Origin of the sequence: Streptomyces sp. NPDC090108 (assembly GCF_044747185.1) — a bacterium.
In the GTDB taxonomy this organism is placed as follows: Bacteria; Actinomycetota; Actinomycetes; order Streptomycetales; family Streptomycetaceae; genus Streptomyces.
Genome location: NZ_JBIVDQ010000004.1, coordinates 313,185 through 337,031 on the forward strand (window position 1 = coordinate 313,185; position 23,847 = coordinate 337,031).

General features: G+C 73.4%; 13 protein-coding genes. 9 read left to right on the forward strand and 4 right to left on the reverse strand.

Annotated features, from left to right (window positions below):
- Positions 1 to 100: 100 nt before the first annotated feature.
- The 3 genes from ACIPRD_RS16360 to ACIPRD_RS16370 all read left to right on the forward strand — a co-directional run bounded on the left by ACIPRD_RS16360 (position 101) and on the right by ACIPRD_RS16370 (position 4,295).
- Positions 101 to 385 carry an acyl carrier protein gene (locus ACIPRD_RS16360; protein ID WP_401563553.1) on the forward strand — a complete coding sequence of 95 codons (285 nt, stop codon included), beginning with the start codon at positions 101 to 103 and terminating at the stop codon, positions 383 to 385.
- 102 nt (positions 386 to 487) lie between these two features.
- A complete protein-coding gene (locus ACIPRD_RS16365; protein WP_401563556.1) occupies positions 488 to 2,776 on the forward strand; it encodes a lantibiotic dehydratase in 2,289 nt (762 codons plus the stop codon).
- Positions 2,777 to 2,945: 169 nt separating this feature from the next.
- Positions 2,946 to 4,295, forward strand: a complete 1,350-nt coding sequence (locus ACIPRD_RS16370; RefSeq protein WP_401563558.1) for a hypothetical protein — start codon at positions 2,946 to 2,948, stop codon at positions 4,293 to 4,295.
- 79 nt (positions 4,296 to 4,374) lie between these two features.
- Here the strand turns inward: ACIPRD_RS16370 and ACIPRD_RS16375 are convergent, their stop codons facing one another.
- From ACIPRD_RS16375 to ACIPRD_RS16385, 3 genes are all read right to left on the reverse strand, one after another.
- Positions 4,375 to 5,064 carry a hypothetical protein gene (locus ACIPRD_RS16375; protein WP_401563561.1) on the reverse strand — a complete coding sequence of 230 codons (690 nt, stop codon included), beginning with the start codon at positions 5,062 to 5,064 and terminating at the stop codon, positions 4,375 to 4,377.
- Positions 5,061 to 6,299: a 2-isopropylmalate synthase gene (locus ACIPRD_RS16380; RefSeq protein ID WP_401563564.1), complete on the reverse strand. Its 1,239-nt coding sequence runs from the start codon at positions 6,297 to 6,299 to the stop codon at positions 5,061 to 5,063. The genes ACIPRD_RS16375 and ACIPRD_RS16380 overlap by 4 nt, the downstream gene beginning before the upstream one ends.
- 189 nt (positions 6,300 to 6,488) lie before the next feature.
- Positions 6,489 to 6,953, reverse strand: coding sequence for a hypothetical protein (locus ACIPRD_RS16385; protein WP_401563567.1), 465 nt, complete (start codon positions 6,951 to 6,953; stop codon positions 6,489 to 6,491).
- A gap of 979 nt (positions 6,954 to 7,932) precedes the next feature.
- Between ACIPRD_RS16385 and ACIPRD_RS16390 the strand changes: the two genes are divergently transcribed.
- Together ACIPRD_RS16390 and ACIPRD_RS16395 are read left to right on the forward strand one after the other, a co-directional pair.
- On the forward strand, positions 7,933 to 8,877 hold the full coding sequence (locus ACIPRD_RS16390) for a LysR substrate-binding domain-containing protein (RefSeq protein WP_401563568.1): 945 nt from the start codon (positions 7,933 to 7,935) through the stop codon (positions 8,875 to 8,877).
- Positions 8,874 to 9,926: a threonine aldolase family protein gene (locus ACIPRD_RS16395; protein ID WP_401563571.1), complete on the forward strand. Its 1,053-nt coding sequence runs from the start codon at positions 8,874 to 8,876 to the stop codon at positions 9,924 to 9,926. The genes ACIPRD_RS16390 and ACIPRD_RS16395 overlap by 4 nt, the downstream gene beginning before the upstream one ends.
- Before the next feature lie 69 nt (positions 9,927 to 9,995).
- Here the strand turns inward: ACIPRD_RS16395 and ACIPRD_RS16400 are convergent, their stop codons facing one another.
- Positions 9,996 to 10,358, reverse strand: coding sequence for a hypothetical protein (locus tag ACIPRD_RS16400; protein ID WP_356405906.1), 363 nt, complete (start codon positions 10,356 to 10,358; stop codon positions 9,996 to 9,998).
- Positions 10,359 to 10,612: 254 nt separating this feature from the next.
- On the opposite strand from ACIPRD_RS16400, the gene ACIPRD_RS16405 reads away from it, so the two are divergent.
- The 4 genes from ACIPRD_RS16405 (at position 10,613) to ACIPRD_RS16420 (ending at position 23,843) form a co-directional block, all read left to right on the forward strand.
- The gene (locus tag ACIPRD_RS16405) at positions 10,613 to 11,869 is read left to right on the forward strand and encodes a winged helix DNA-binding domain-containing protein (RefSeq protein WP_401563573.1); all 1,257 of its coding nucleotides are present in this window, start codon (positions 10,613 to 10,615) and stop codon (positions 11,867 to 11,869) included.
- A gap of 60 nt (positions 11,870 to 11,929) precedes the next feature.
- Positions 11,930 to 17,659: an amino acid adenylation domain-containing protein gene (locus ACIPRD_RS16410; protein ID WP_401563576.1), complete on the forward strand. Its 5,730-nt coding sequence runs from the start codon at positions 11,930 to 11,932 to the stop codon at positions 17,657 to 17,659.
- 77 nt (positions 17,660 to 17,736) lie between these two features.
- The gene (locus ACIPRD_RS16415) at positions 17,737 to 19,200 is read left to right on the forward strand and encodes an MFS transporter (protein WP_401563579.1); all 1,464 of its coding nucleotides are present in this window, start codon (positions 17,737 to 17,739) and stop codon (positions 19,198 to 19,200) included.
- A 149-nt stretch (positions 19,201 to 19,349) separates the two neighbouring features.
- Positions 19,350 to 23,843, forward strand: a complete 4,494-nt coding sequence (locus ACIPRD_RS16420) for an amino acid adenylation domain-containing protein (RefSeq protein ID WP_401563582.1) — start codon at positions 19,350 to 19,352, stop codon at positions 23,841 to 23,843.
- The last annotated feature ends 4 nt before the right edge of the window (positions 23,844 to 23,847 follow it).

Here is a 23,847-nt window from a genome sequence, read left to right on the forward strand (position 1 = left end):
ACCCGTACCACCGAGCACCGCACCCGTACCGACGAGCACCGCACTCGCACCGCCGTACCGCCAGGCAACCCGCCCGCACTTTCGACAAGGAGCACACGTCATGAGCATCGACACCGCCGCCACCGCCGTTCCCGCCACCGCCGCCGCCGCCGCGACCAGCACCCTCGACCTGCTCGTCGGGATCTTCCAGGACGTCCTGGGGCTCGCCGACGTCACCGCCGGGACCGACTTCTACGAGGCCGGCGGCGACTCGCTCACCGCCTTCCAGATCACCGGCCGCCTCCAGGAGGCGCGGGGCGTGGACGTCCCCGTCTCCCTCGTCTTCGCCTACCCGACGCCCGGCGACCTGGCCGAGGTCGTGGACGCGGACTACGGCACCGCCTGACGGACGCCGCCCAGCCCAGCCCAGCCCAGCCAGCCCCGCCCCGTCCCGACCCGTCCTGTCCGCAAGGAACGTCCACCCGTGCGCCGCAAGGAGAGCCGTGCCATGACCGAAGACCTCGTACCGTCCCTCGGCCGCTGGCGCCTGTGGGAGCAGTTCGCCCTGCGCGGGCCGGGTTTCCCCGCCGACGGCGTCCTGCGGCTCGCCCCGGCCGGACTGGCCGAGGCCGCCGACAAGTTCACCGCCGACGAGCCCCTCGACGGCCCCGGCTGGGCCGAGTTCGCCGCCCTCGTCGCCGACGCCGCCGTGGAGAACGCCCACACCCTCCAGGACATCGCCCGCACCCCCGCCTTCCGCGAGGCGGTCGCCTGGCAGAACCGGCCCGTGCTCACCTCCGGCATCGCGCCGTTCCTGCGCTGGACGCCGAGCGCGGACAGCCGCAGCAGCATGCCGCGTCAGCGTGAGGAGCTGGTGGCGCACTACTGGCAGCGGTTCTGCGTGAAGAACGACACCATCGGCTTCTTCGGCCCGGTCGGCTGGGGCCGCTGGGACCGGGACACCACCGGTGCCACCGTCGACACCGGCTCCGGTCTCATCGCCGACTCGACCGTCTACTGGGCCAGTTGGGGCATCGACGCGCTGGCGAAGACGCTGGACGCCGACCCGGAACTCCGCGAGTGGACCGCGCCCCGGCGCGTGCCCTTCGTCGTCCTCGACGGCGACACGGTCCGGGTGCCCGGCCGGCGGCCGGTGACGGTGTCCGCCGAGGCGGCCGCCGTGCTCGCCCGCTGCGACGGCGTCCGCGCGGCCCGGCGGATCGCCGCCGAACTGCCCGGCACCGACGTGCCCGCCGTACTGGACGACCTGATCGCCCGCCGCTGGGTGGTGTGGCGGCTGGAGGTCCCCGCCGGCACCCACCCCGACCGCGCCCTGCGCGCCTGGCTCCACACCGTCGAGGCGCCCGGGCCGCGGCGGCGCGGACTGGCCACGCTGGACCGGCTGGAGGCGGGCCGGGCCCAGGTCGCGGCGGCCCGCGGCGACGAGGAACTGGTCGCGGCCATGGCCGGCCTGGAGCGCACCTTCACCGAGCTGACCGACACCGCGGCCGTACGGGAGAAGTCCGCCTCCACCGCTCCCTGCCGGGCGCTGGTGTACTCCGACGCGCGGCGGGCCGCCACCGCCCGCATCGGTCCGGCCGTCCTCGACGCGCTGCGGCCGCTGCGGCCCCTCATGGACAGCGCGGGCTGGCTCACCTCCCGCCTGGCCGCGACGGTGCTGGCCGAGTCCCGGCAGGTGTACGCCCGGCTGGCCGCTCAGGGGCCGGTCGATCTGGCCTCCTTCTGGTTCGCCTGCCTGCCGGTGCTGCACGGGCCCGCCCGGACCGCGGCGGCCGAACTCCAAGCGGAGTTCGCCCGGCGCTGGCAGCGCGTCCTCGCGGTGCCGGCCGGGGCGCGCCGCGTCGAGGCCGGGGCGGACGCCGTGGAGGAGGGGGTACGGAAGGAGTTCGGCACCGCGGGCGGCGGCTGGACGGCGGCGCGCTATCTGAGCCCGGACATCATGATCGGCGCCGACGGCACGGACGCGATCGCGCGCGGCGACTTCACCCTCGTGCTCGGTGAACTCCACCTCGCCGCCAACACGTTGGGCGCGTCCCTCTTCACCCACCAGCATCCCGACCCGGACGAACTGCTCCGCCTCACCGACCGCGACCACCCCGGCCCGCGCCTGCTGCCGCTCATCCCCAAGGAGCACCGCTCCCGTCTCTCGGCCCGCGTCCGCCAGACCCTGGTACGCCCTGAGGACCACCAGGTGGCCCTGGCCGACTTCACCGCGGACCCCGCCCGCCCCCGCACCGTCCGCAGCGCCGACGCCACCGTCGAGGAACGCGACGGCGAACTCGTCGTCCTGCTCCCGGACGGCTCGGTCCTCCCGGCCGTCGACGTCTTCTCCCACGTCCTGACGACCCTGGCGATGGACCTGTTCCAGATCCTGCCCGAGGCGGACCACTCTCCCCGGGTCACCGTGGACCGCCTGGTGATCGCCCGCGAGACCTGGCGCGTCCCGGCCGCCGGTGCCGCCTTCGCCGACGACAAGGACGAGGCCCGCCGCTTCGTCCGGTCCCGGCACTGGAGAGACGGACTCGGCCTGCCCCGCTTCGTGTTCGTCGTCTCCCCGGCCGAGTCCCGGCCGTTCTACGTGGACTTCGACAGCCCCGTCTACGTCACCATCCTCGCCAAGGCGCTGCGCCGCCTCGCCCGCAAGGACCCCGAGGGCCGGGTCACCTTCACCGAGATGCTGCCCACCCCGGAGCAGACCTGGCTCACGGACGAGGAAGGCCGGCGCTACACCTCGGAGCTGAGGTTCGTCGCCTTCGACACGTCCTCCCCGTCCTGACGACGTCAGCCGCCGCTCACTCAACTCACCTGACAGGCAAGCTCGTTCGCGCACGGGCGGGCGTGAAGTACCGCGCGTCCCTCTACAACCTTCCGTCACGGCGGGGCGTCCAACCCGGGCCTGGTGTCGATCATGCGCCAGGGTGTCTGCCGTCCCATCTGGAGAGTTCATGAGTTCTGTCCCTGTCGGACATCTGCTGCGGCGCGGGGCCCGTGCCGGAGTCGTGGGCGCGCTGGCCGTCGCCGGTCTCGGGAGCGGAGTCGCCTTCGCCGACGACCCGGCACAGACCGACCAGCTGTGGATCCAGGCGCCGTACGACCGGACGGTCACCGTCGCCCCGGACGGCGGCGCGGCGCAGTACCGGTCGCTGGCGCTCGGCCTCTACCACGACAACGGCAACTTCACCGTGACGGGCGGGCGGCTGACCGTCGACGTCTCCGGGCTGGCCGGGGTCGCCGAGGTGGCGTGGCCCGACAACTGCGCCCCGGACGCCGCCGGCACCGTCGCCGTGTGCGACACCGGGGACGTGCCGACCCGCTACAGCGCGCAGGTGCTGCTGAAGGTGCGGGCGGTCGCCGGCGCCGCCGTGGGGGAGCAGGGGACGATCGCGTACTCCGCCGAGGCGACCGGCGGCCCCGACGGGACGCTCGTCGCACCGAAGGACTCCTGGGCGACCTCCGTCACCGTCGGCTCCGGTCCGGACCTCGGCATCGCCCCTTCGCACGACGTCGACGGCATCGCGCCCGGCAGCGACCTCACCATGCCGTTCTCCGTCACCAACACCGGCGACCGGACCGCCCACGGCTTCAGCGTGAAGATGTGGGCGACGTACGGCCTCGACGTCACCACCCGCTACCCCGAGTGCACCTACCGGGGGCCGGACGAGAGCGGCGAGTACTCGCCCATGACGTACGTGACCTGCTCCTTCGACACCGACGTGGCTCCCGGTGCGACCGTGGAGCTGCCGGAGCCGCTGCGGCTCGCCGTCACCGGCCACGCGCTGTACGAGCGGTTCGACTACGAGGTCGAGCCCGGCGGTGACACCACCGACCTCGACAGCTCGGACAACGGCGGCTCCTGGCACATCGACGCCGACAACACCGCGGACTTCGCCGTGACCGGCACCGAGGTGAGCGGCGCGGCCGGCGACACCGTCACCGCCGCCTTCCAGTTCGTCAACCACGGCCCGGCCTGGGTCGGCAACGTCAGCTCCGGCGACCCGGTCGCCGTGATCGACTTCTACCTCCCGGAGGGCACCACCGCCACGTCCGTGCCCGACACCTGCCGTACCGCCTGGAAGTCCGGCGACGACCCGGCCATCGGCCACTACGCCTGCACCCTGCCCATGTGGGCCAGTCCGGACGCGAAGGCCGACTTCCCGTTCCGGCTGCGCGTCGACCGGGTGGTCCCCGACGCGAAGGGCCGCGTCGTCGCCCGTCCCGACTACGGCACGTCCTTCGCCTTCGACCCCGACGGCGACAACGACTCGGCCGAGGTGGTCCTCAACCCGTCGGCCTGACGGCCGGGGGCGGGACGAGCCGTACGGCCCGTCCCGCCCGGGCTTCTGCCGCCCCCTGTCACCGCGTCCCTGAGCCGGGTCACCGGCCGCCCGCGAGGGGGTACCGGTCCGCGAGGTGGCGCAGGTAGTGGTCCGGGGTGGGGTGGGGCTCGTCCTGGGCGCCGGGCCGGTGGAGGGTCAGATCGCCGTCCGCAGGCACCCGTACGGTGGTCGTGGCGCGCCGGGCCGGTGCCGCTTCCTCCGTGTGCGGCGAAGCGAGGACCGGGACGCCGTCCGGGAACATCCCGAGCGCCTCGGCGGCGGTGGCCGCGGGCGCCCGGCCGGTCCGGTTGGCGCTGCTGACGTACAGCACGGGGTGCTCGTCCAGCAGCGGCCGCAGGGGCTGCCAGCGGGCGCCGAACAGCAGCATCCAGCCGTCCTCGACCGCCGGGGCGAGCCAGTGCGGCCCGGCGCCCTCGCGCACCGGCACCAGCACGGTCAGGTGCTCCTCGGCCAGCAGCCGGCGCACCAGCTCACGCCGGTCGTGCGGCAGCCGCCAGACCCCGTCGAGGGTGCGCAGCGTGCCGGGATGGTGCGACCACAGGGCGACCGGCCGGCCGGTCGGGCGCCCCTTGGCCGCGTTCACGGTGGCGGCCCGCCGGGCGGTGACGACATGGGTGAGCGGAGCGGGGTTGGGCAGCACGACCGCCGTACCGTCGCCCAGGGCCCGGCGGGCCTCGTCCAGGGAGACCGGGTCCCGGCCGGACCCGTGTGCCGCAGTGCCGCTCACGCGCCGGCCCCCGCACCCTGGAGAAGGCCGTCGAGGTAGGCGGCGAAGGCGGTGTCGTCGATGACGGCCGTCCCGGTGCGGAAGGCGCGGGACTTGGCCCAGGCCATGGCCGCGCGGGTCTGCTCGCGGTCGAGCCGGTGGCCGAGCCGCTCGGCGACCGCCCTGACGACGCGCGCGCTGGCGAGCTGCGTGAGCAGCACCGTCGGCCGGACACCCAGCACTTCGGCCGGGTCGTAGGGCTGGAAGAGACGGGGATGGACGAACGGTGTGCCCGTGGAGATCGTGCCGACGCCCGTGCCGACGATCGGGGTGGTCACGCTCAGCGGGACACCGGTCTCCTCGGACACCGTGTGCGCGATGCCGGGGAGCCGGGTCAGATCGGGTGCCGTCCACCAGGGCGCCGCGCCGGGTCCCAGGAAGTCCTCCCCGTGCCGGGCGAGGAGGAACAGCAGCTGTTCGGTCGCCACCATCCCGGCCCGCTCGGCGATGCCCAGCCACGATCCGGACACCACGCGGACTCCCGCGGCCAGCGCCTGCAGAGTGTTCGCCAGCCCGAGGCCGAGGTCGTTGTGCAGATGGGAGGCGAGCACGACGTCGTCGCCGCTCGCGGCCCGGACCTCGGTGAACATGTCCCGGCACGCGTGCGGGAGTTGGGCGCCGACCGTGTCCGCGAGGACGACCAGGCCGGCGCCGGCGCGCGTCATGGCCTCGGCGTGGAAGCCCATGAGGGAGGTGTCGGCCCGGGAGGCGTCCGCCAGGCAGACGTCCACCGCCACGGACTCGTCGAGGTCGCGCGCGTGCTTGACCAGATCGGTCCCGGCCTGGAGGGCCTCGGCCGCCGTCCGGTGGACCATCACCTTGGCCATCGCCTCGGAGGCCGGGACCACGACCATCACCCGCGCGTTCCGGCTGCCCCGCACCGAGGCCACGGCCTGTTCCACGTCCGCGCGCGCACCCCGGCACACGGCGGCCACGCTCACGGTGCCCTCGGCCTCGACGGCGACCCGGCGGACGGCCTCGAACTCCTCGGCACAGACCGCGGGGAAGCCGGCGGCGAACACGACGTGCCGGGGGCCGTCGGCCCCGAACACCGCGCCCGTCTCCCGGGCGAGCCGGACCCGGCACTCCGCGCTCATGAGCGTCTTCGCCTGCGCGCCGTCACGAGCGGACTCCTCCCAGAGCACCACCCGGCCGGCCCGAGCCGACTCGCGCACCACGTCGACCGACACCGCCACAGCAACCACTCCCGACACTCGCCCTCCGCCCACCATCCGTGACAGAGCGCCAAGCTATCTCATCCCGTTCGCAAGACAATTGACGAAACGACACCGCCTGAACAGCGGGAACGCGTACCTCCGGGTCCGGCGCCCACGCCCCGCCGCTGCGTGCTCCGGCCGGACCGTGAACGGCGTCGTGGGCCTGATTCAGAGGTGCTGCCTGGCCGATCCGATGAGCTGCCTGATCGCGGCACGAGTCCGTACTCTGCCGTCCTCCAGTTGGGCTCTGTCGTCCACCCCGGCAAGAGCGTTGACCTCGTCGAGCACGGCATCCGCGGCTCGGCTCAGAGCCGACTCCTCCGTGAGCATCTGCACCTTGAACAGCGCTTCTTGCGCGCTGGACCGCAGAGCGAATCCACGCTTCCGTACAGCCTCGGGGTCCTCGGACGGCGGTTGCTCGTGCTTGCAGTACCACAGGTGTATCAAGCAGCTGCGAAGGTCGAGCACCGCGCTGCCGTAGGCCGAGTACGCCTCGAGCCGCTCCTGCCGGAGCCGTTCGTCGCGGGCGAAACGGCGGCCTCTGTCGGTGGCGCGTTGCTGAAACACCAGGGTGATGCCCGCGCCGAGCAGGGTTCCCAGGACGGCTATGGCGCTCGCGATGATGGTTTCCACGGTCCAAGCGGAACACGCTTCGGCGTCGCCGGGTGCGTGGATCGGGATCTTCGGACGGGTTGCCGGGCGGGCGCGCAGGCGATTGCCGATCTTGAATTCGTGATGCCTTCCCACAGGTGACAGGAAGCGTCAGCCTCTGCGGCATCACGCTTCGCAGAGCCGCTGTTGTCAAGCTCAACTCTTGCTCAAGTCGGTCAAATATTGTTGACGTTCATCCTGGTGTGCGTGATTGTGGCCCATGTCGCTCCCGCGGGGCGAAAGGGGGAGTATTGCGAATACCGTGCCTGGGGAATGTCTTGTACGGGGGAGTCCTGCCGGCTTCTTGTGGCAGGTCAGGGCTACGGGCAGGCTCTGTCGCGGTCCGCGCCGGAGACGAACAGCGGGTATGCCGACGACCGACGGCGCGAATGCCCGACTCTCATGCCGGTTCGCGGCGGACACCGCCACGGCCGGCCGAACCCCTCTCCTCGCGCGCGCCGGCGAGGTTTCGGCGATCGCGGACGTCCGCTCCGGTTCGCCTCCTGCGCTCACCCCGCCCTGCGGTGCCCCGTGCGGTCCGCGCGACGCCCGGCCCCGGTCCACGCGCGCACACGCACGTACGCGCGCACGCTCGCCGTCGCGTACACCACGGAGCCGTCATGAGCAACATCCGTGGAGGCTTGAGTGATCCGGAGGAGCCATGGTGGAATGGATGAAGAAATGGTGCGCGATGTGACATAGCTGATGAGTACGTCGGTAACACTCGTGGACGTCCTTTTCTTCATCTCCAGATGCCTCGAATTTGCTCCGGATTCACCGAAGAGGGGCGCCGACCCGAACCCGCCGACCGGCGAGGGGAGATTCTCCGGTCGACAGGCAATGGGCAATGGGTGACGGGTGATTCAAGGCGGCCGTCTTCGTTCGTCCCGGGCGATCGTGAAAACGGCTTCCTTCAGGAATTGTGTGACGGTGTCGCCGCCCGCATGGAGCGGTGATGCCGATGCGTCATGATGACGAGCGGGGGGACATGTACCACGATCTGCAAGTTACTCGGTTGCGAACCCTGGTGGCCGTGGTGGAATGCGGCGGATTCCGGAGGGCTGCGGCAACCCTGCACATCACCCAGTCTGCTGTCAGCCAGCAGATACGCCAGCTGGAGAGCTTCATCCAGGGGCCGGTCTTCACCTCCACTGGACACCACCTGCAACTCAGCGTGCGGGGCGAGGAGTTGCTCGGCTACGCGCGTCGTGTCGTGGCGCTCAACGACGAGGTCGTCGACCGCCTGATGCCGCGCACCGGTACGACCAGGCTCTCGATCGGTGTGGTGGACCAACTCGCCGAAGCGTTACCGGAGTTCCTGCGGATGCTCGCGATAAGCCTGCCTGGCGCCCAGGTGAGCGTGCGAACCGGTCCCAGCGAGTGGCTGGCCGGCCAGGTCACCACAGGACAGCTCGACCTGGCCTTGCTGTTCCGGTGGAACACCCCGGAGACGCTCGCCGGGGAGCAGGAACTCGGGCGCATGCGGATGGCGTGGTTCGGGCAGCCGGTGCACGGCACGGAGGCCGCACTGCCGCTGGCGCTGCTCACGGAGCCCTGCGTCCTGCGGGGCCGGCTGGTGGACGCCCTCGACGCGTCCGGCATCTCCTGGCGCATCTCGTACGAGGGAGCCGAGTTCGTCGGACTGCGCGCGGCGGTCAAGGCCGGACTGGGGCTGGCCTGCCTCGTCGCCAACGGGGACGACCTGTGGGGGCTGCCGCGGGCGGCGAAGCTCGGGCTCCCCTGCCCGCCGGGTCCCATCCCGGTGATGATGGTGCTGCCCACCGGAGCGACATCCTCCGGCGTGCACGCGATCGTGAAGAAGGCCTTCCGCCAGGCGCTGGACGGCTATCCGTTCGCCGAGACCGGCTCCGCGTCGATCGGTGAACCCCGAGAGCTCGTCGCGTGACGGGGGGACCGTCCGATCCCCGTCGTGAGGACTTCGCGAGCGACAACCACGCGGAGGCGCACCCCGCCGTGCTCGCCGCACTCCTGGGGGCCGCCGGAGGTCCGGCGCCCGCCTACGGGGGCGACCGGTGGACGGCGGCGGCCGAGGCGGGCCTGCGCGACCTGGCCGGACCGGGGGCGGTTCCCCTGCTGGTCTTCAGCGCCACGGCCGCCAATGTGCTCGGCCTCTCGGTGCTGCTCGGCCCGGGGGACGCGATCGTCTGCGCCGAGCACTCCCATCTCGCCATGGACGAGTGCGGCGCGGTCGAGGCGATGCTGGGCCGGAAGCTCCTCCCGGTCCCGGCGCCGGACGGCAAGCTCACCCCACGGGCGATCGAAGCCCTGCTGGAGCGGTGCACGGACGTGCGTATGCCGCGTCCGTCCGTCGTGGCGCTCACCCAGGCCACCGAGGTGGGCACGTGCTACACCCTGGCGGAACTGGCGGAACTGCGGGAGTTCTGCGACCGCAGAGGACTGCGCGTCTACATGGACGGGGCACGGCTCGCCAACGCCGTGGCCCGTCTGGGCTGCGAGGTGGCCGACATCGCCCGCTTCGCCGACGCGTTGAGCTTCGGCTTCACCAAGAACGGGGCACTCGGCGCCGACGCCCTGCTCCTCATGGCTCCCGGCGTCGCCGAGCGCGCGCCCTACCTGCGCAGGCAGCAGGGGCAGCTGGCGTCCAAGATGCGGTTTCTCGCCGCCCAGGTCACCGCGCTGCTCGACGGGGGACTCTGGCTGGACAACGCGCGGCACGCGAACGGCATGACCGATCGCCTCGCCGCGGGGCTGGAGCCGCTGCCGGGGCTGCGCCTGACCCGGCGGGTGCAGTCCAACGCGGTCTTCGCCGAGCTGCCACGCGCCGCGGCGGACGCCCTGCGCGAACGCTGGGCGTTCCATCTCTCGCCGGCCGGGGAGGCCCGCTTCATGACCTCGCACGCCACCACCGGGGCGGACGTCAGCGACCTTGTCGCCGAGGTCGGGACGAGCCTGAAACAGGAGGGTGCGCAATAGCAGGTGCGCGCCGGCGGGCCCCCGTCCGGTCGTCGGAAGGGGGCCCGCCGCATGCGGCGCGGTCGCCTCTTATTCCCCGTCCCCGTGGATCTCGAAGCTCGCGACCTTGGAATTGCCGTTCCGGGTGATGGTCACCCAGTAGAGCTGGTTGTTCAGAATGTCATAAGTGACGGTGCCGCAGGTGCCGGAGCCGCCCTTGTCCCACTCCTTCTCCTTCACCCAGCCGAATCCGCTGTAGTACATGTAGACACGGCCCTGGACGCCGTGACCGTCGGCATAGGTGTCGCAGAGGGTGAACTTGTCGCCATTGTCCTTGTAGGCGACGGTTCCCACGGTGTGGCCGTCGATGCTGAGGCCGACCTTGTCGTCACCGGTGGCGTGCGCGGGACTGGCGAGGCCGGCCACGAGAGCCGCCGGCGCGCATATCGCCAAGGCTCGGGAAATCCATTTCCTGGAAGGCATCATAATCTCGTTTCTTGATCGGTCGGGTCGACGCCCAAGACTCAACCATGAATGCGTTGCCGCGCCCAGAGAATTCCGGGAAACACCGGTGAAGGGTGCTTATCGAGAGGCGCGCGGGAGCTTATGGCCGTTGTTCGTGAAGTCCGTGACGGCCGCGCGTGCGTGCGGGACGGCGACCAACTACAGTGCGGGACCGTCGGCAGCCGTGAGGCAGGGGGAGAAACGTGCGGGAGCTCGATCCGTCCGAGGGAAGACTGCTCCGCGCGTGGTCGCAGGGTGTGGGGGGCGACCGGCGCGCGAAGTCGGTGCCCGAAGTCCTGGACATGTGCCTGGCGGTGCAGGCGCAGGACCTGAGGGCGGCGGCGCTCGGGATCAGGGCGCGCGGCTCCGGGCTGACCGAGGCGGACGTGTACCGGGCGCTCGGCGCCGCGCCGAGCGCCGTGCGCGGCTGGTTCATGCGGGGCACGCTCTATCTCGTCCCGGCCCGTGACGCGGGCTGGCTCCGTGAACTGCTCGCCCCGCAGCTGCTGCGCCGCAGTGAACGCCGGTACCGCGAACTGGGGCTGGGACCGGCCGAACTGGACCTCGGGGAACGGGTGATCGCCGATGCCCTCGCGGACGGCCCCCTGACCCGGGAGGAGATCGCGGCGCGGCTCACCGGCGCGGGCCTCCAGGCCTCCGGACAGGTCCCGTTCCACCTCGTCCGCCGCTCGGCCCTGCTCGGCACCGTCTGTTCCGGTCCGGTCAGGGAGGACGGATCCGCCACCTATGTGCTCGCGCAAGGCCGGCTCCCCGACGCCGCCGGACCCTCCGGCGCGGACGCGGTCGAGGAGCTGCTGCGCAGATACCTGACGGCGCACGGACCGGCGACGGCCGCCGACTTCGCCACCTGGTCGGGGATCGGGCTGCCCGCCGTCCGCCCGGCGTGGAAGAAGCTGCTCGGGGCCGGTCTGGCCGAACCGTGCCGTGTCGAGGGGCAGGACGGGTACGTGCTGCCGGCCGGCGCGCCGTCCGCTCTGGAGCCCACGGGCGACGTCCGGTTGCTGCCGGTCTACGACAACTACCTGGTGGGATTCACCGACCGCCGGCTGTCCGTCGAGCCCGGACACGCCCGCAAGGTCTGGCCGGGCGGCGGCCAGATCAGCGCCACCGTGGTCGTGGACGGACTGGTCCGCGGGGTGTGGCGCCGTGACCGGACCCGTACCGTCACCCTGGACCTGTTCGACGGCGCTCCGGACGGCACGGGCGCGGAGAAGACCCCGGAAACGGCGGCCCCCGGCTCCGACGCGAAGACCCCGGAAACGGCGACCCCCGGCCCGGACGCGAAGACGCCCGACACGAGGGCCCCGGGCTCGGGAGCCTCCGACGCGAAGACCCCGCCTCTGGGAACCCTCGACGCGAAGACCCCGCGCCCCGAAGCCCCCGACGCGCAGGCCCTCGACGCCGAGATCCGCGACATCGCCCGCTTCCTCGCCGCGTAACCCCGGGCTAACCGCCCCCTCCTACGGTCCCGGGAGATATGCCGAGTCCAAGGAGAACAGGTGGCGACTATCCCTTCCCCGGGGTCATCCGCGCGATCACCGGAACGGGCTCGGCTGCTGAGGGCTCTCGCGGAGCGCCGGTCGGAGCGCCCCGGCATCCGGCGCCGGCACCCGGGCGCAGGCCTGGTCCCCGCCTCGTACGCACAGGCCGGACTGTGGATGGCCGACGCGCTGGAACAGGGCGCGTCGGCGTACACCGTGCCGCTGCCCGTGTCGCTGCGCGGCCCTCTCGACACCGACGCGCTGGGCGCGGCGCTGAGCCGCGTGGTCGCGCGGCACGAGGCGCTGCGCACCACGTTCACCGAGCGCGACGGCGAGCTGTACCAGGTCGTCGGCGCCGCCGCCCGGGTGCCGCTGCCGGTCCGCGATCTGACCGGCGCGGCCGCCGCCGAGGTCTCCCGCCGGCTCGCCGCGGCGCAGGCGACCCGGTTCGACCTCGCCGCCGGCCCCCTGCTGCGCGCGGAGCTGCTGCGCCTCGGACCGCGGGAGCACCTGCTCGTGCTCGCCGCGCACCACATCGCCTGCGACGGCTGGTCGGTTCCGCTCCTGCACGCCGAACTGGCGCACTCCTACAACTCGGCCCTGCGCGGGGCCCCTTCGGGTCTCGCCCCGCTCCCCGTCCAGTACGCGGACTTCGCGAGCTGGCAACGGGACCGGCTCGACGCGGTGGAACGGGAGCGGCTGACCGGCTACTGGCGCACCCGGCTGGCCGGCGCGGGCATGACGCTGCCGGTCGACCGCCCCGCCGACCCCGCGCGGGCGGCCGAGGGCGGGCTGTCCCGGTCCACGGTCCCCCGGCCCACCGTGGACCGGCTCGACCGGATCGCCCGGGGCGCGGGCGCGTCCCGCTTCATGACCGTCGCGGCGCTGCTCGGCGTGGTCCTCGCCCGCTGGACCGGACAGCGGGACCTGCTGTTCGGCTCCACCGCGGCCCAGCGCGAGCAGCCCGAACTGCGCGACCTGATCGGGCTGTTCACCAACGTGTTCCCGCTCCGCGCCGACCTCTCGGGCAACCCGACGTTCCGGCAGCTGCTCTCGCGCACCCGCCGGGAGCTGATCGCCGACTACGCGGGCAGCGCCCTGCCGTTCGGACTGCTCGTCGACGCCCTGCGGACGGAACGGTCCGAGACCCGGACCCCGTTGGTCAGGGTGCACGTCCAGTTCGAGGAGAGCGACGGCGGGTCCACCGCGTACCAACGGCTGCCGGCGTACGACGGACTGACCGCGGAGGGACTCGTCCCGGAGCTGACGGCCGCCAAGTTCGACCTCAACTTCATGGTGCGCGCCGACGCGGGAGCGCTGGTGCTGGACCTCGTGCACGCGCGGGATCTGTTCGACCCGGCGACCGCCGACCGGCTCGCCGCGTTCTACGCGCGGGTGGCCGAGGCGGTGGCGGACCGCCCCGACCTGGGCATCGAGGACCTGCTGCTGCCCGAGCCGCCACGCCCCCCGGCCACGGTGAGCACGGCCGTCCTCCCCGCCGCCCCGGCCCCGGTTCCGGCACCGGCACCGGCCGCAGCTTCGGTTCCGGCACCGGCCCACGCTTTCACCCCACAGCCCGTCCAGCAGGCGGCGCCGGATACCTCGGCAGCACCCGAGAGCCCAGCGGCCCCGGAGACCTCAGCCGCGTCGGAGGAGCTGGAGCGGGTCCGCCGGGTCTGGCGGGAGGTTCTGGGCGCGGAGGACGTCCAGCCGCACAGCGACTTCTTCGACCTGGGCGGCAACTCCTTCGCCATGCTCAAGGTGCGCCGGCTGCTCGGGGGCGGCATCCCGCTCGCCGAACTGTTCCGCCACCGGACCGCCGGCGCGCTCGCGGCCCATCTGGCCGAGGGCACGCTGCCGTCGGCCGGCCGGCTGCTGTGGCCGCTCACGAGCGACGACTCCGAGGCCGAGCTCACCGTCGTGGCGATCCCCTATGCCGGCGGGGCCGCGGTCGCCTACCAGCCGCTCGCGGACGCCCTCCCCGCGCGGTTCCGGCTGCTGGCGGCGAGCCTGCCCGGACACGAGGGCGACGAACAGGAGTTCCTGGACTTCGACACCGCCGTCGCACGGCTGGCCGGTGAGGTGCGGGAACGGGTCACCGGCCCCCTCGTGGTCTACGGGCACTGCGCGGGCGCCTCCCTCGCGGTGGCGGTGGCACGCGAACTGGAGGCGCGGGGGACCGACCTGCGTGCCGTGCACGTCGGCGCCAGCCTGACCGACCCGGACGCCGAGGCGAACCTGCCCCGCGTCGACAACAGTTCGGGCGAGGAGTTCTACACCTACATCAAGGCCATCGGCGGTTTCGACGGCGCCCTCGACGAGGACGACCGCCACCAGGTGCTCGCCGCGGTACGGCACGACATGGCCGGGGCGACCAGGTTCCAGGCCGCGGCGCACCGCACCCCGGAACCCCGGCTGCGCGCCCCGCTGTACTGCGTGCTCGGGACCGCCGATCCGGTCACCCCGGATCCGGAGCGCGGCCACCGCGGCTGGTCGGTGTTCGCCGACACCGTGCGGCTCGAACTCGTCGAGGGCGGCGGTCACTACTTCGCCCGGGACCACGCCGCCGAGCTGGCCCGGATCATCGGCGCGGCGTCCCCCGCCGAGGCCGGGTCCCGGCTGCCGGTCGTCTGCCTTCCGCACACCGGCGCCGGCGCCTCGTTCTTCCGTCCCTGGCGGACGACCGGGGCCTTCGAGATCATCGCGCCCGATCTGGCCGGGCACGACAAGCGGTTCGGCGAGCCGCCGCACCGCACGGTGGCCGCGGCGGCCGCCGACCTGCTGCCCCGGGTGCTGTCGGCCCTGGACGGCCGGGACGAGGCCGTGCTGTTCGGCCACTGCCTCGGGGGCACCATCGCCTTCGAACTGGCGGAACTGCTCCTGGAGCACGGCGTACGGCTCCGGCACCTGATCATCAGCGGCACGCCCGGCCCCACCGTGCCCCGGCCCCGGCGCACCACCGGACTGCCGGACGGCGAGTTCCTGACCCGGCTGGAGGAGCTGGCCGGCTACCGCCACCCGGCCATGGCCGACCCGGAGATGGCGGCGCTGCTGCTGCCCGTGCTCCGCGCCGACCAGGAGATGTACGAGGACTACCGCCGGACCTCGCTCACCCCTCTCGACGTACCGGTCACCGTGCTCCGCGGCTCGGCCGACGCGCTGGTGAGCACCGCCGACGCGGCACGCTGGCAGGAGGCGACGACCCACCCGCTGCGTGCCCTGGAGACCGCCGGCGGCCACATGTACCTGGCGGACGACTCCGCCCCGGTCCTGGAGCTGGTCGAATGGCTGGCCGACGGAGTCGAGGAGAAGATCGGCGCGCTGAGCGCGGCACCGTGCCCGAGCCCCGACTGGGGACTCCCGGAGGCCGCCGGAGCCGCCTCCACGAGCACGCACGAACCGGGCGCGGTCCCACGGTCCTGCGTGCTCGCGGCGGCCGCGGTCGTCCTGGGCCGTTACCAGGGCTCGCCCGTCACCGTCCTGGCGGTACGGGAGAGCGCGGAGGCCGGACACCCGGCCCTCGTCGCCTTCCCGACCGGCGCGGCGACCCCCGCCGCCGACCTGCTCGCCGTCGCGGAGGACGCGCTGAAGGGAACCTGGCCGCGCCGGGGTCCCCTCCTCGCGGGCCTGCTCGGCGAGGAGGGGACCCCGGTCGTCGAGATCCGGTTCCACGAACCGGCGGAGACCGGGTTCCCGCTCACGCTGACCGTCGGAGACAGCCTCACCGCGGCCGTCCGCGGCGACCTGATCGGCCCCGGAGCCGCGGAGCGGTTCGCGAGCGCCGTCGCCCATGTCGCCGGACAACTGGCCGCCGGGGAAGGCCGCCTGGACCGGATCGAGCTGCTGGACGAGGCCGGCCGAGAGCGCGTCAGGCGCCTGGGCACCGGGCTCGCCGCGCCCACCGAGCACAGGAGGATCGACGAACTCGTCGCCGCCCGCGCCGCCGCGGCACCGGACGCCGTCGCGGTCACCGACGGCAACAGCCGCCTGAGTTACGCCGGTCTGGACAAGGCCGCGAACCGGGTCGCCCGGGCGCTGCGCGACCTCGGCGTCGAGGACGGCGACCTGGTCGGCGTCCGCATGTCCCGGGGCTGGGAGCTGGTGGTCGTACTGCTCGGGGTGCTGCGCGCCGGAGCCGCCTACCTGCCCATGGAGCCGGACCACCCGGCGCGGCGGCTGGCAGGGATCGTCGAGGCCACGGACCCCCGGCTCGTGGTGACCGCGGAGGCCGGCTTCCCGTCCGGAGCCTGCCGGACCGTGTCCCCCGCGGAGCTCGGCACCCTCGCCGCCGGCCGGCCCTCGGCACCGCCGGCCCGCGGCGGTGACGCGGGCGACGCGGCCTACGTCATCTGCACCTCGGGCTCCACCGGCGCGCCGAAGCCGGTCGCCGTCGCCCACCGCAGCGTCACCGCGCTGATCGCCGGTACCGGCACCGCGTTCGCCTTCACCGGCTCCGACGTATGGGCCCTCTTCCACTCGGTCGCGTTCGACATGTCCGTGTGGGAGATCTGGGGCGCGCTGACCACGGGCGGCCGGCTGGTCGTGGTGCCGCAGCCGGTGACCCGCGCCCCGGACGAACTGCACCGGCTGCTCGCCGAGGAGCGGGTGACGGTCCTGAACCAGACCCCCACCGCCTTCGGCATGCTGATCGACGCCGACCGGGGCGCGCCGCGCCGGCTGGCGCTGCGCCTGGTCACCTTCGGCGGGGAGCCGCTCGACACCCGGACGCTGCTGCCGTGGTTCCGGCGGTACGCGCCGCAGCGGTGCCGGCTGGTCAACCTCTACGGCATCACCGAGACCACGGTGCACAGCACCTGGACGACGGTGACGCCGCAGACCGCCGCGGCGGGCTCCCGCTCGGTGGGTGTGCCGCTGCCGGGCGAGTCGCTCTCCGTCCGGGACCGGGCCGGCCGGCTCCTTCCGCCGGGGGTGCCGGGGGAGATCCACGTGGGCGGAGCGGGGGTGGCGCTCGGCTACCTCGGCCTGGAGGACCTGACCGCCGAACGGTTCGTCACGGATCCGGACGGCACCCGGGTGTACCGGAGCGGCGACCGCGGCCGCATGCTGCCGGACGGGACGATCGAGTGCCTCGGCCGGCTGGACGACCAGGTCAAGCTGCGCGGCTACCGCATCGAACCCGGGGAGGTGCGGGCCGCGCTGCTCACCGCGGACGGCGTCACCGCCGCGGCGGTGGTGCTCGGCGGCACGCCGGACGCCCCGCGTCTGGACGCCTATGTGACGCCCGCGGGGGTGGACGCCCCGGCCGTACGTCAGAAGGTGCGCGCGCTGCTGCCCCCGTACATGGTCCCGGCCACGATCACCGCGCTCGACGCGTTCCCGCTCACGGTGAACGGCAAGCTCGACCGGGCGCGGCTGCCGCTGCCCGGCACCGGTCCGGCGTCCGGCACCCGGACGGACCGCGGTGTCCCGGCGGAATCCGGTGCCTCGGAGGTCACCTGCTCTTCGGAGGGCTCCGGCTCCTCGGAGGCCTCCGGTTCCGGTGTTCCGGCGCTCTCGGGTACGACAGTGGCGTCCGAGGACCTGCTGACCGGAATCTGGGAGTCGCTCACCGGTCTGCGGGTCCGCGGCGACGACAACCTCTTCGACGCGGGCGCCGACTCGGTGACCATCAGCAGGTTCGTCGCCGAGCTGCGCGCCCGGGGCCTCGCGCGGGCGGCCGCCCGGGACGTCTACGAACGGGCGACGCTGCGGGAACTGGCCGCTCACCTGCGAAACCGGCCTGCGTAACCGGCTCATAACTGATCGTTCGTACCGTACCGCGCGCCCCACGGACCATGACCGCGCACGACGAACCAGGAGCACAGATGGCTGGCGACACCGAGGCCGTACCAGCGCCGAACCCCCTTCGCTGGAAGGCTCTGATCGGGCTGGCTATCGTCCAGTTCATCATCTTCCTGGACGCGACGAACGTGAACGTCGCGCTGCCGTCGATCCAGCACGACCTGGGCCTGAGCCAGTCCCAGCTGACCTGGGTGGTCAACGCCTACCTCATCGCCGCGGGCGGTCTGCTGCTGCTCGGCGGCCGCCTCGGCGACCTCGTCGGACGCCGCCGCGTGTTCACCGCCGGCGCGGCGCTGCTGGCCGTGTCCTCGCTCACGGCCGCGCTGTCCACGTCGTCGACGATGCTCATCGGGAGCCGGTTCGCGCAGGGCATCGGCGAGGCGCTCGCGGCTCCCACCGCCCTGTCGATGGTGGCGCTGCTGTTCACCGACGAGCGGGAGCGGACCAAGGCGCTGGGCATCTGGGGCGGCCTGGCGGGCCTCGGCGCCGCCTCGGGCGTCCTGCTGTCCGGGATCCTCACCGACCTGGCGAGCTGGCACTGGATCTTCTACATCGGGGTCCCGCCGTGCGTCGTCTCGCTGGTGATGACCCTCAAGCTGGTGCCCGAGACCAAGGAGACGGCGACGCCCGGCGGGCGGACGACCTGGCTCGGCGCCGTCCTGCTGACCGGCGGCATGATCGCCGTCGTGCACGGCCTGCTCAACGGCATCACCCACCCCTGGAGCTCCTCCGCGGTGCTCGTCTCCCTGGTCGGCGGCCTCGTCGCCCTCGCCGTGTTCGCCCTCCTGCAGCTGCGCAGCGCGAATCCGCTCATCCCGCTGGGGTTCTTCACCAGCCGCACCCGGCTGACCGGGTACGCGGGCCAGGTGTTCATGGCGGTCTCCACCTCGGTCATGTTCTTCCTCGTGGTCCTCTTCATGCAGCAGACCGCGCACTACTCGCCGCTGCAGAGCGGCCTGGCCTGGCTGCCGTACACCGTGCTGTTCGCCCCCGGACTGGTGCTCTCCACCCGGCTGATGCCGGTGCTCGGATCGCGTCTGCTGCTCTCGGTGGGTCTCTTCGTCATCGGGGTCGGGATCTTCCTCTTCAGCATGCTCGGCGCTGACAGCGGTTTCGTCGGCGGTCTGCTGCCGGGCATGGGGCTCGCCGCGTTCGGCTCCGGTCTCGCGGCCCCCGCGCTCCAGCTCTCCGCGCTCGACGACGTCTCCCCGCAGAACGCGGGCCTCGGTTCCGGCGTGCTGACGTCGCTCCAGCAGATCAGCCAGTCGCTGGGCCTCTCGGTGATCATGACCATCGGGCTGAGCCACGCGCACGCGCTGCGCGTCTCGGGCACCGGTGCCGCGAAGGCGGCGGAGGAGGGCCGGTCGCTCTCCTTCGTGATCGCCGGCGCGGTGCTCGTGGTGGGCGCGGTCGTCTGCTACCTGATCGCCAACCGCACGATCAAGCCCGCGTCCGCCGACGAGGCGACCGTGCCGGTCGCCGCCTAAGAGGGTGTCTGTCCGGTCCTCGTGGGCCCGTGCGGACCGGACAGACCCCCTGGACGCGCGCCACGGCCCCGGCCGGGGGCCCGGCGCGCTCGGCCACGCGCCTTTTCCCCCGGCCCGGGGCCGGGGGAACCCGACGAGAGGAGTTCTCCATGCGACACGCGCTCCAACGGCTCGCCGGGATGACGGCCGAGGAACGTGCCGCGTTCCTCGGCCGCGCGGAGGCGGCCGCCGAGCCCGCCGCCGGACCGCCCGGGACCACCGCCGACACGGCCTCCGGACCCGCGGCCGACACGGCCTCCGGACCCGGGGCCGCTTCCCGACCCGTCCCCGAGCCCGCCGCCGGATCTGTCCCCGCGCAGGGCCCCGTGCCCGCCGGGCCGGGCCAGGCCCACCAGCTCTTCCTCGACCGGCTCTGGACCGGCGACGGCGCCCCGTACGTGGTGCCCTTCGCCCTCCGGCTGACCGGTCCGCTGTCGGTTCCCGCCCTGCGGCTGGCCCTGGCGGACGTCACCGCGCGGCACCCGGTGCTCTCCTCCCGTTTCCGGTTCGAGGACGGCACCGCGATGGCCGTCCCCGGGCCACCGCCCGAGCTGTCCGTCGTACCCCTGCCGGAGCCGGACGCGACGCAGGCCGGACGGGAACGGGCGGCGTTCGCCTACGCCGAGGAGCGCGCCCGGCTCCGGTTCGACCTGGAGCACGGCCCCGTGGTCCGCAGCGAGCTGATCCCGCTCGGGCCGCGGGACCACCTGCTGCTGTGGATCGTGCACCACATCGCCGCCGACGGCTGGTCGGTCGGGGTGCTCATCGAGGAACTGAGCGCGGCCTACCGGGCCCGGCTGGCCGGCACCGCTCCCGAACTCCCGCCGCTGACCACGCATTTCGCGGAATTCGCCGCCTGGCAGCAGCGCCGCCTCGACGAGGCCGGCGACCGCGTCGAGGCCTACCGGGCCCGGCTGGCCGGAGCCGGGGCGGCGTTCGTCCCCGCGGACCGCGACCGGCCCGCCGTACAGACCTTCAACGGGCGCAGCATTCCGTTCCGGTTGCCCGCGGACGTCGCCGCGGACCTGCGCGAACTGGCGCGGGAGCGCGGGGTCACGCTGTTCCCGGTCATGCTCGCGGCCCTGCACGTGCTCGTCGCCCGGTACAGCGGGCTGGACGACGCGGTGACCGGGGTCGTGGTCTCCGGGCGCGCGCGGCCGGGCACCGAGGCGCTCATCGGCCCGTTCGCCAACACGCTGCCGATGCGGATCGACTCCGCCGGCGGACCGCGGTTCGGCACGCTCGTCGACCAGGTCCAGGACAGCCTCGTGACCGGCCTTGCCGACCAGGACCTGCCGTTCGGATCGCTCGTCCAGCGGCTCGGCGGAACGCGCGACACCACCCGCAACCCGCTCTACCAGGTGCTGTTCAGCATGGGGAGCCTGCCGCTCGGGGACGCGGAGGTGGCCGTCACCCCCGAACTGGGCCTGCGCCCGGTGGCGTTCTGCAACAACACCGCGCGGCTGGACCTCGAACTGACCGTGGAGCAGTCGGGCGAGAGCCTCGGCGGACGGCTCGACTACAACTGCGACCTGTACGAGGCCGCGACGGCCGAGCGGCTGCTCGAACGGTACGCCTGCCTGCTGGCCGCCGTCGCGGCCGAGCCGGACCTGCCGATCGGACGCTACCCGCTGGAGCCCGAGGCCGCGCGCCTGGCGGCGCTGCGCGCGGCCGCCGTACCGGCGAGCCCGGCGCACGGGACCACGTTCGGCGAGATGTTCGCCCGTCAGGTCGCGCTACGGCCCGACGCGCCCGCCGTGCGCTGCGACGGCGCCGTCCTCAGCTTCGCCGAGCTCGACGCGGCGTCGGACGCCGTCGCCGCGGCGGTCCGCGAACGCGCCCTGGGCGAGGAGCCCGTGGTGGCCGTCGGCACGGGCCGCTCGATCGAGCTGCTGCCGGCCGTGCTCGGGATCTGGAAGGCCGGCGGCGTCTATCTGCCGCTGGAGCTGGAGTACCCGGCGGCCCGGCTCGCCCGCCTGCTGGCCGACAGCGGCGCACGGCTGCTGCTGACCGCGGGGGCCGGACTCCCCGACCTCCAGGGCCTGGTGCTCCCCGCGCCGCCCCCTTCGCTGGACGTCCGCGCGCTGCCGCACCGTACGTCCACCCCGGACGCGCGGCCCGAGGACCCTGAGCCCGCGGACGCCGGTGACCCGGACCGGCTGGCGTACGTCATGTACACCTCCGGGTCGACGGGGCGTCCGAAGGGCGTCGCGGTCACCCACCGCAGCCTCGGCAACTTCCTCGCCTCGATGGCCGAGCTCGACGTCATGCGCGCCGACGACGTGACCCTCGCACTGGCCAGCCTGCCGTTCGACGGCTCGGTGATCGAGCTGTTCCTGCCGCCGGCCGTCGGCGCGGCGGTGACCGTGTGCCAACGGGCGGAGGCGCGGGACGCGCAGCGGCTGGCGGCCCTGCTGCGGGGCGTGACCGTGCAGCACGGCACGCCGTCCACCTGGCGGATGCTGCTCGACGCCGGGGCCGACCTGTCCGGGCTGCGCTCCGTACTGTCCGGGGGAGAGGCGCTGCCCGCCGAACTCGCCCGCGAACTGCGCGCCGCCGTGGGCCCGGTGTGGAATCTGTACGGCCCCGCCGAGACCACGGTCTACTCCCTGGTCCGGCGATGGGACGGCGCCGCCCCGCTGATCGGCCCGCCGATCGCCGGCACGACCGCGCACGTCCTCGACGAGGAGCTGCGCCCGGTGCCCTCCGGGGTGCTCGGCGAACTGTTCCTCGGGGGCGCCGGACTGGCCCGCGGCTACCTCGGCGAGCCGGAGCTGACCGCCGAGCGCTTCGTACGGCATCCGGTGACCGGCGAGCGGCTGTACCGGACCGGCGACCTCTTCCGGCGGCACGCCGACGGATCGCTCAGCTGCCACGGGCGCGTGGACCACCAGCTCAAGATCCGCGGACACCGGATCGAACCGGACGAGGTCGCCGAGGCGCTGGAACGCGACGACCGGGTGCGTGAGGCCGTGGCCCTCGGCCGGGAGTCCGGCGACGGCGACCTGCGGCTGGTGGCGTTCGTCCGGCTCGCGGACGGCGTGCGCACCGGTGAGGCGGAACTCAAGGACGCCCTGCGCGCCCTGCTGCCCGCGTACATGGTCCCGGCCCGGATCGTCGCCCTGGCGGAGTTCCCCCACAACTCCAGCGGCAAGGTGGACCGGCGCGCGCTCGCGGAGCGGGACCTCGCCGACACCGTCCTCACCGAGGGCGAGGGCGCCGCGGACCAGCCGGCCACCCCGACCGAGGAGTGGCTGGCACGGCTCTGGGCCGAACTCCTGGAGCGCGAACGGGTCGGTGTGCACGAGGACTTCTTCGGCGCCGGCGGCCACTCCCTGCTCGCGGTCAAGATGCTGCACCGGGTGACGACCGGCCGCGGGGCCGCGGTCGGCCTCGCCGCCTTCCTCGCCGCACCGACCGTCGAGGCGCTGGCCGCGCTGGTCGACGAGGAGAACGCCACCGGCGAACTCGAGCGCCAGGTCGACGCGATGAGCGACGACGAGGTGGCGGCGCTGCTGGACGAACTCGACAAGTCCGAACCGACCCAGGAGGAACACACCGCCATGGCGATCTCTGCCGAAGACGAGGCCTACCAGCGGTTCCTGCTCGTCGCCCACGGGCACACGCTGTTCAACGCCGTCGTGGCGGGCCTGGAACTGGACGTGTTCGGACATCTGTCCGCGCACCCGGGGGCCACCCTCGACGAACTCGCGGAGCAGGCCGCTATCGCCCCGCACAAGATGCGCGTCCTGCTCGCCTCGCTGTGCTCGATCGACCTCCTGGTCAGGGCGGAGGGCCGGTACAGCAACGCGCCGCTCGCGGAGCGGCTGCTCGCGCCACGGGGGCCGGAGAGCTGGCGCAACATCTTCCTCTCCCGCCACCGCACCGACTACGCCGGCATGGCCCACACCACGCAGGCGCTGCGCTCGGGCACCAACGACGGGCTGAAGGTCCACGCGGGGGAGGGCGGTTCGGTCTACGAACGGCTCGGCGCAGACCCGGAGACCGAGGCGATCCTGCACCAGTCGATCGCCGCCTTCGCCCACCAGGAGATGCACGGCCTGCTGCACACCGCGGACTTCGAGGGCACCGGGCATCTGCTCGACGTCGGCGGCGGCAGCGGCGCCAAGGCGGCCGCCATAGCCGGGCACTTCCCGGGGATCAAGGTCACGGTGTTCGACCTGCCGTCGGTGACGCAGCTCGCCGCGCGCGAACTGCCGCCCGGGGTGGAGGGCCGGGTGCGCTTCCAGCCCGGAGACATGTTCACCGACCCGTTCCCGGCCGGCGTGGACGCCATCCTGTTCAGCAGCGTGCTCGACGTCTTCGACGCCCAGCGGGTGGAGACGCTGCTCGCCAAGGCCTACGACGCGCTCGGCCCCGGCGGCCGGGTGCTGATCTACTCGTGCAACACGGCGCCGGACGAGGCGGGCGGCGTCATCGCCACCTCCCTCTCCCTGTTCCTGAACGTGATCGCCACGGGCGAGGGGATGGCGTACCCGGTGGCCGACTACGAGCGGATGCTGCGCAAGGCCGGTTTCGACCAGGTCGGCGCCGTCGGGGGACTGCCCATGGAGCACGCCATGATCACGGCCGTCAAGCACTGAACCA

What these genes read in the sequence shown, in the direction of transcription:
- ACIPRD_RS16370 (WP_401563558.1), top strand. Translation starts at nt 2,946, where the DNA reads ATGAGTTCTGTCCCTGTCGGACATCTGCTGCGGCGCGGGGCCCGTGCC.
- ACIPRD_RS16365 (WP_401563556.1), top strand. Translation starts at nt 488, where the DNA reads ATGACCGAAGACCTCGTACCGTCCCTCGGCCGCTGGCGCCTGTGGGAG.
- ACIPRD_RS16390 (WP_401563568.1), top strand. Translation starts at nt 7,933, where the DNA reads ATGCGTCATGATGACGAGCGGGGGGACATGTACCACGATCTGCAAGTT.
- ACIPRD_RS16360 (WP_401563553.1), top strand. Translation starts at nt 101, where the DNA reads ATGAGCATCGACACCGCCGCCACCGCCGTTCCCGCCACCGCCGCCGCC.
- ACIPRD_RS16420 (WP_401563582.1), top strand. Translation starts at nt 19,350, where the DNA reads ATGCGACACGCGCTCCAACGGCTCGCCGGGATGACGGCCGAGGAACGT.
- ACIPRD_RS16415 (WP_401563579.1), top strand. Translation starts at nt 17,737, where the DNA reads ATGGCTGGCGACACCGAGGCCGTACCAGCGCCGAACCCCCTTCGCTGG.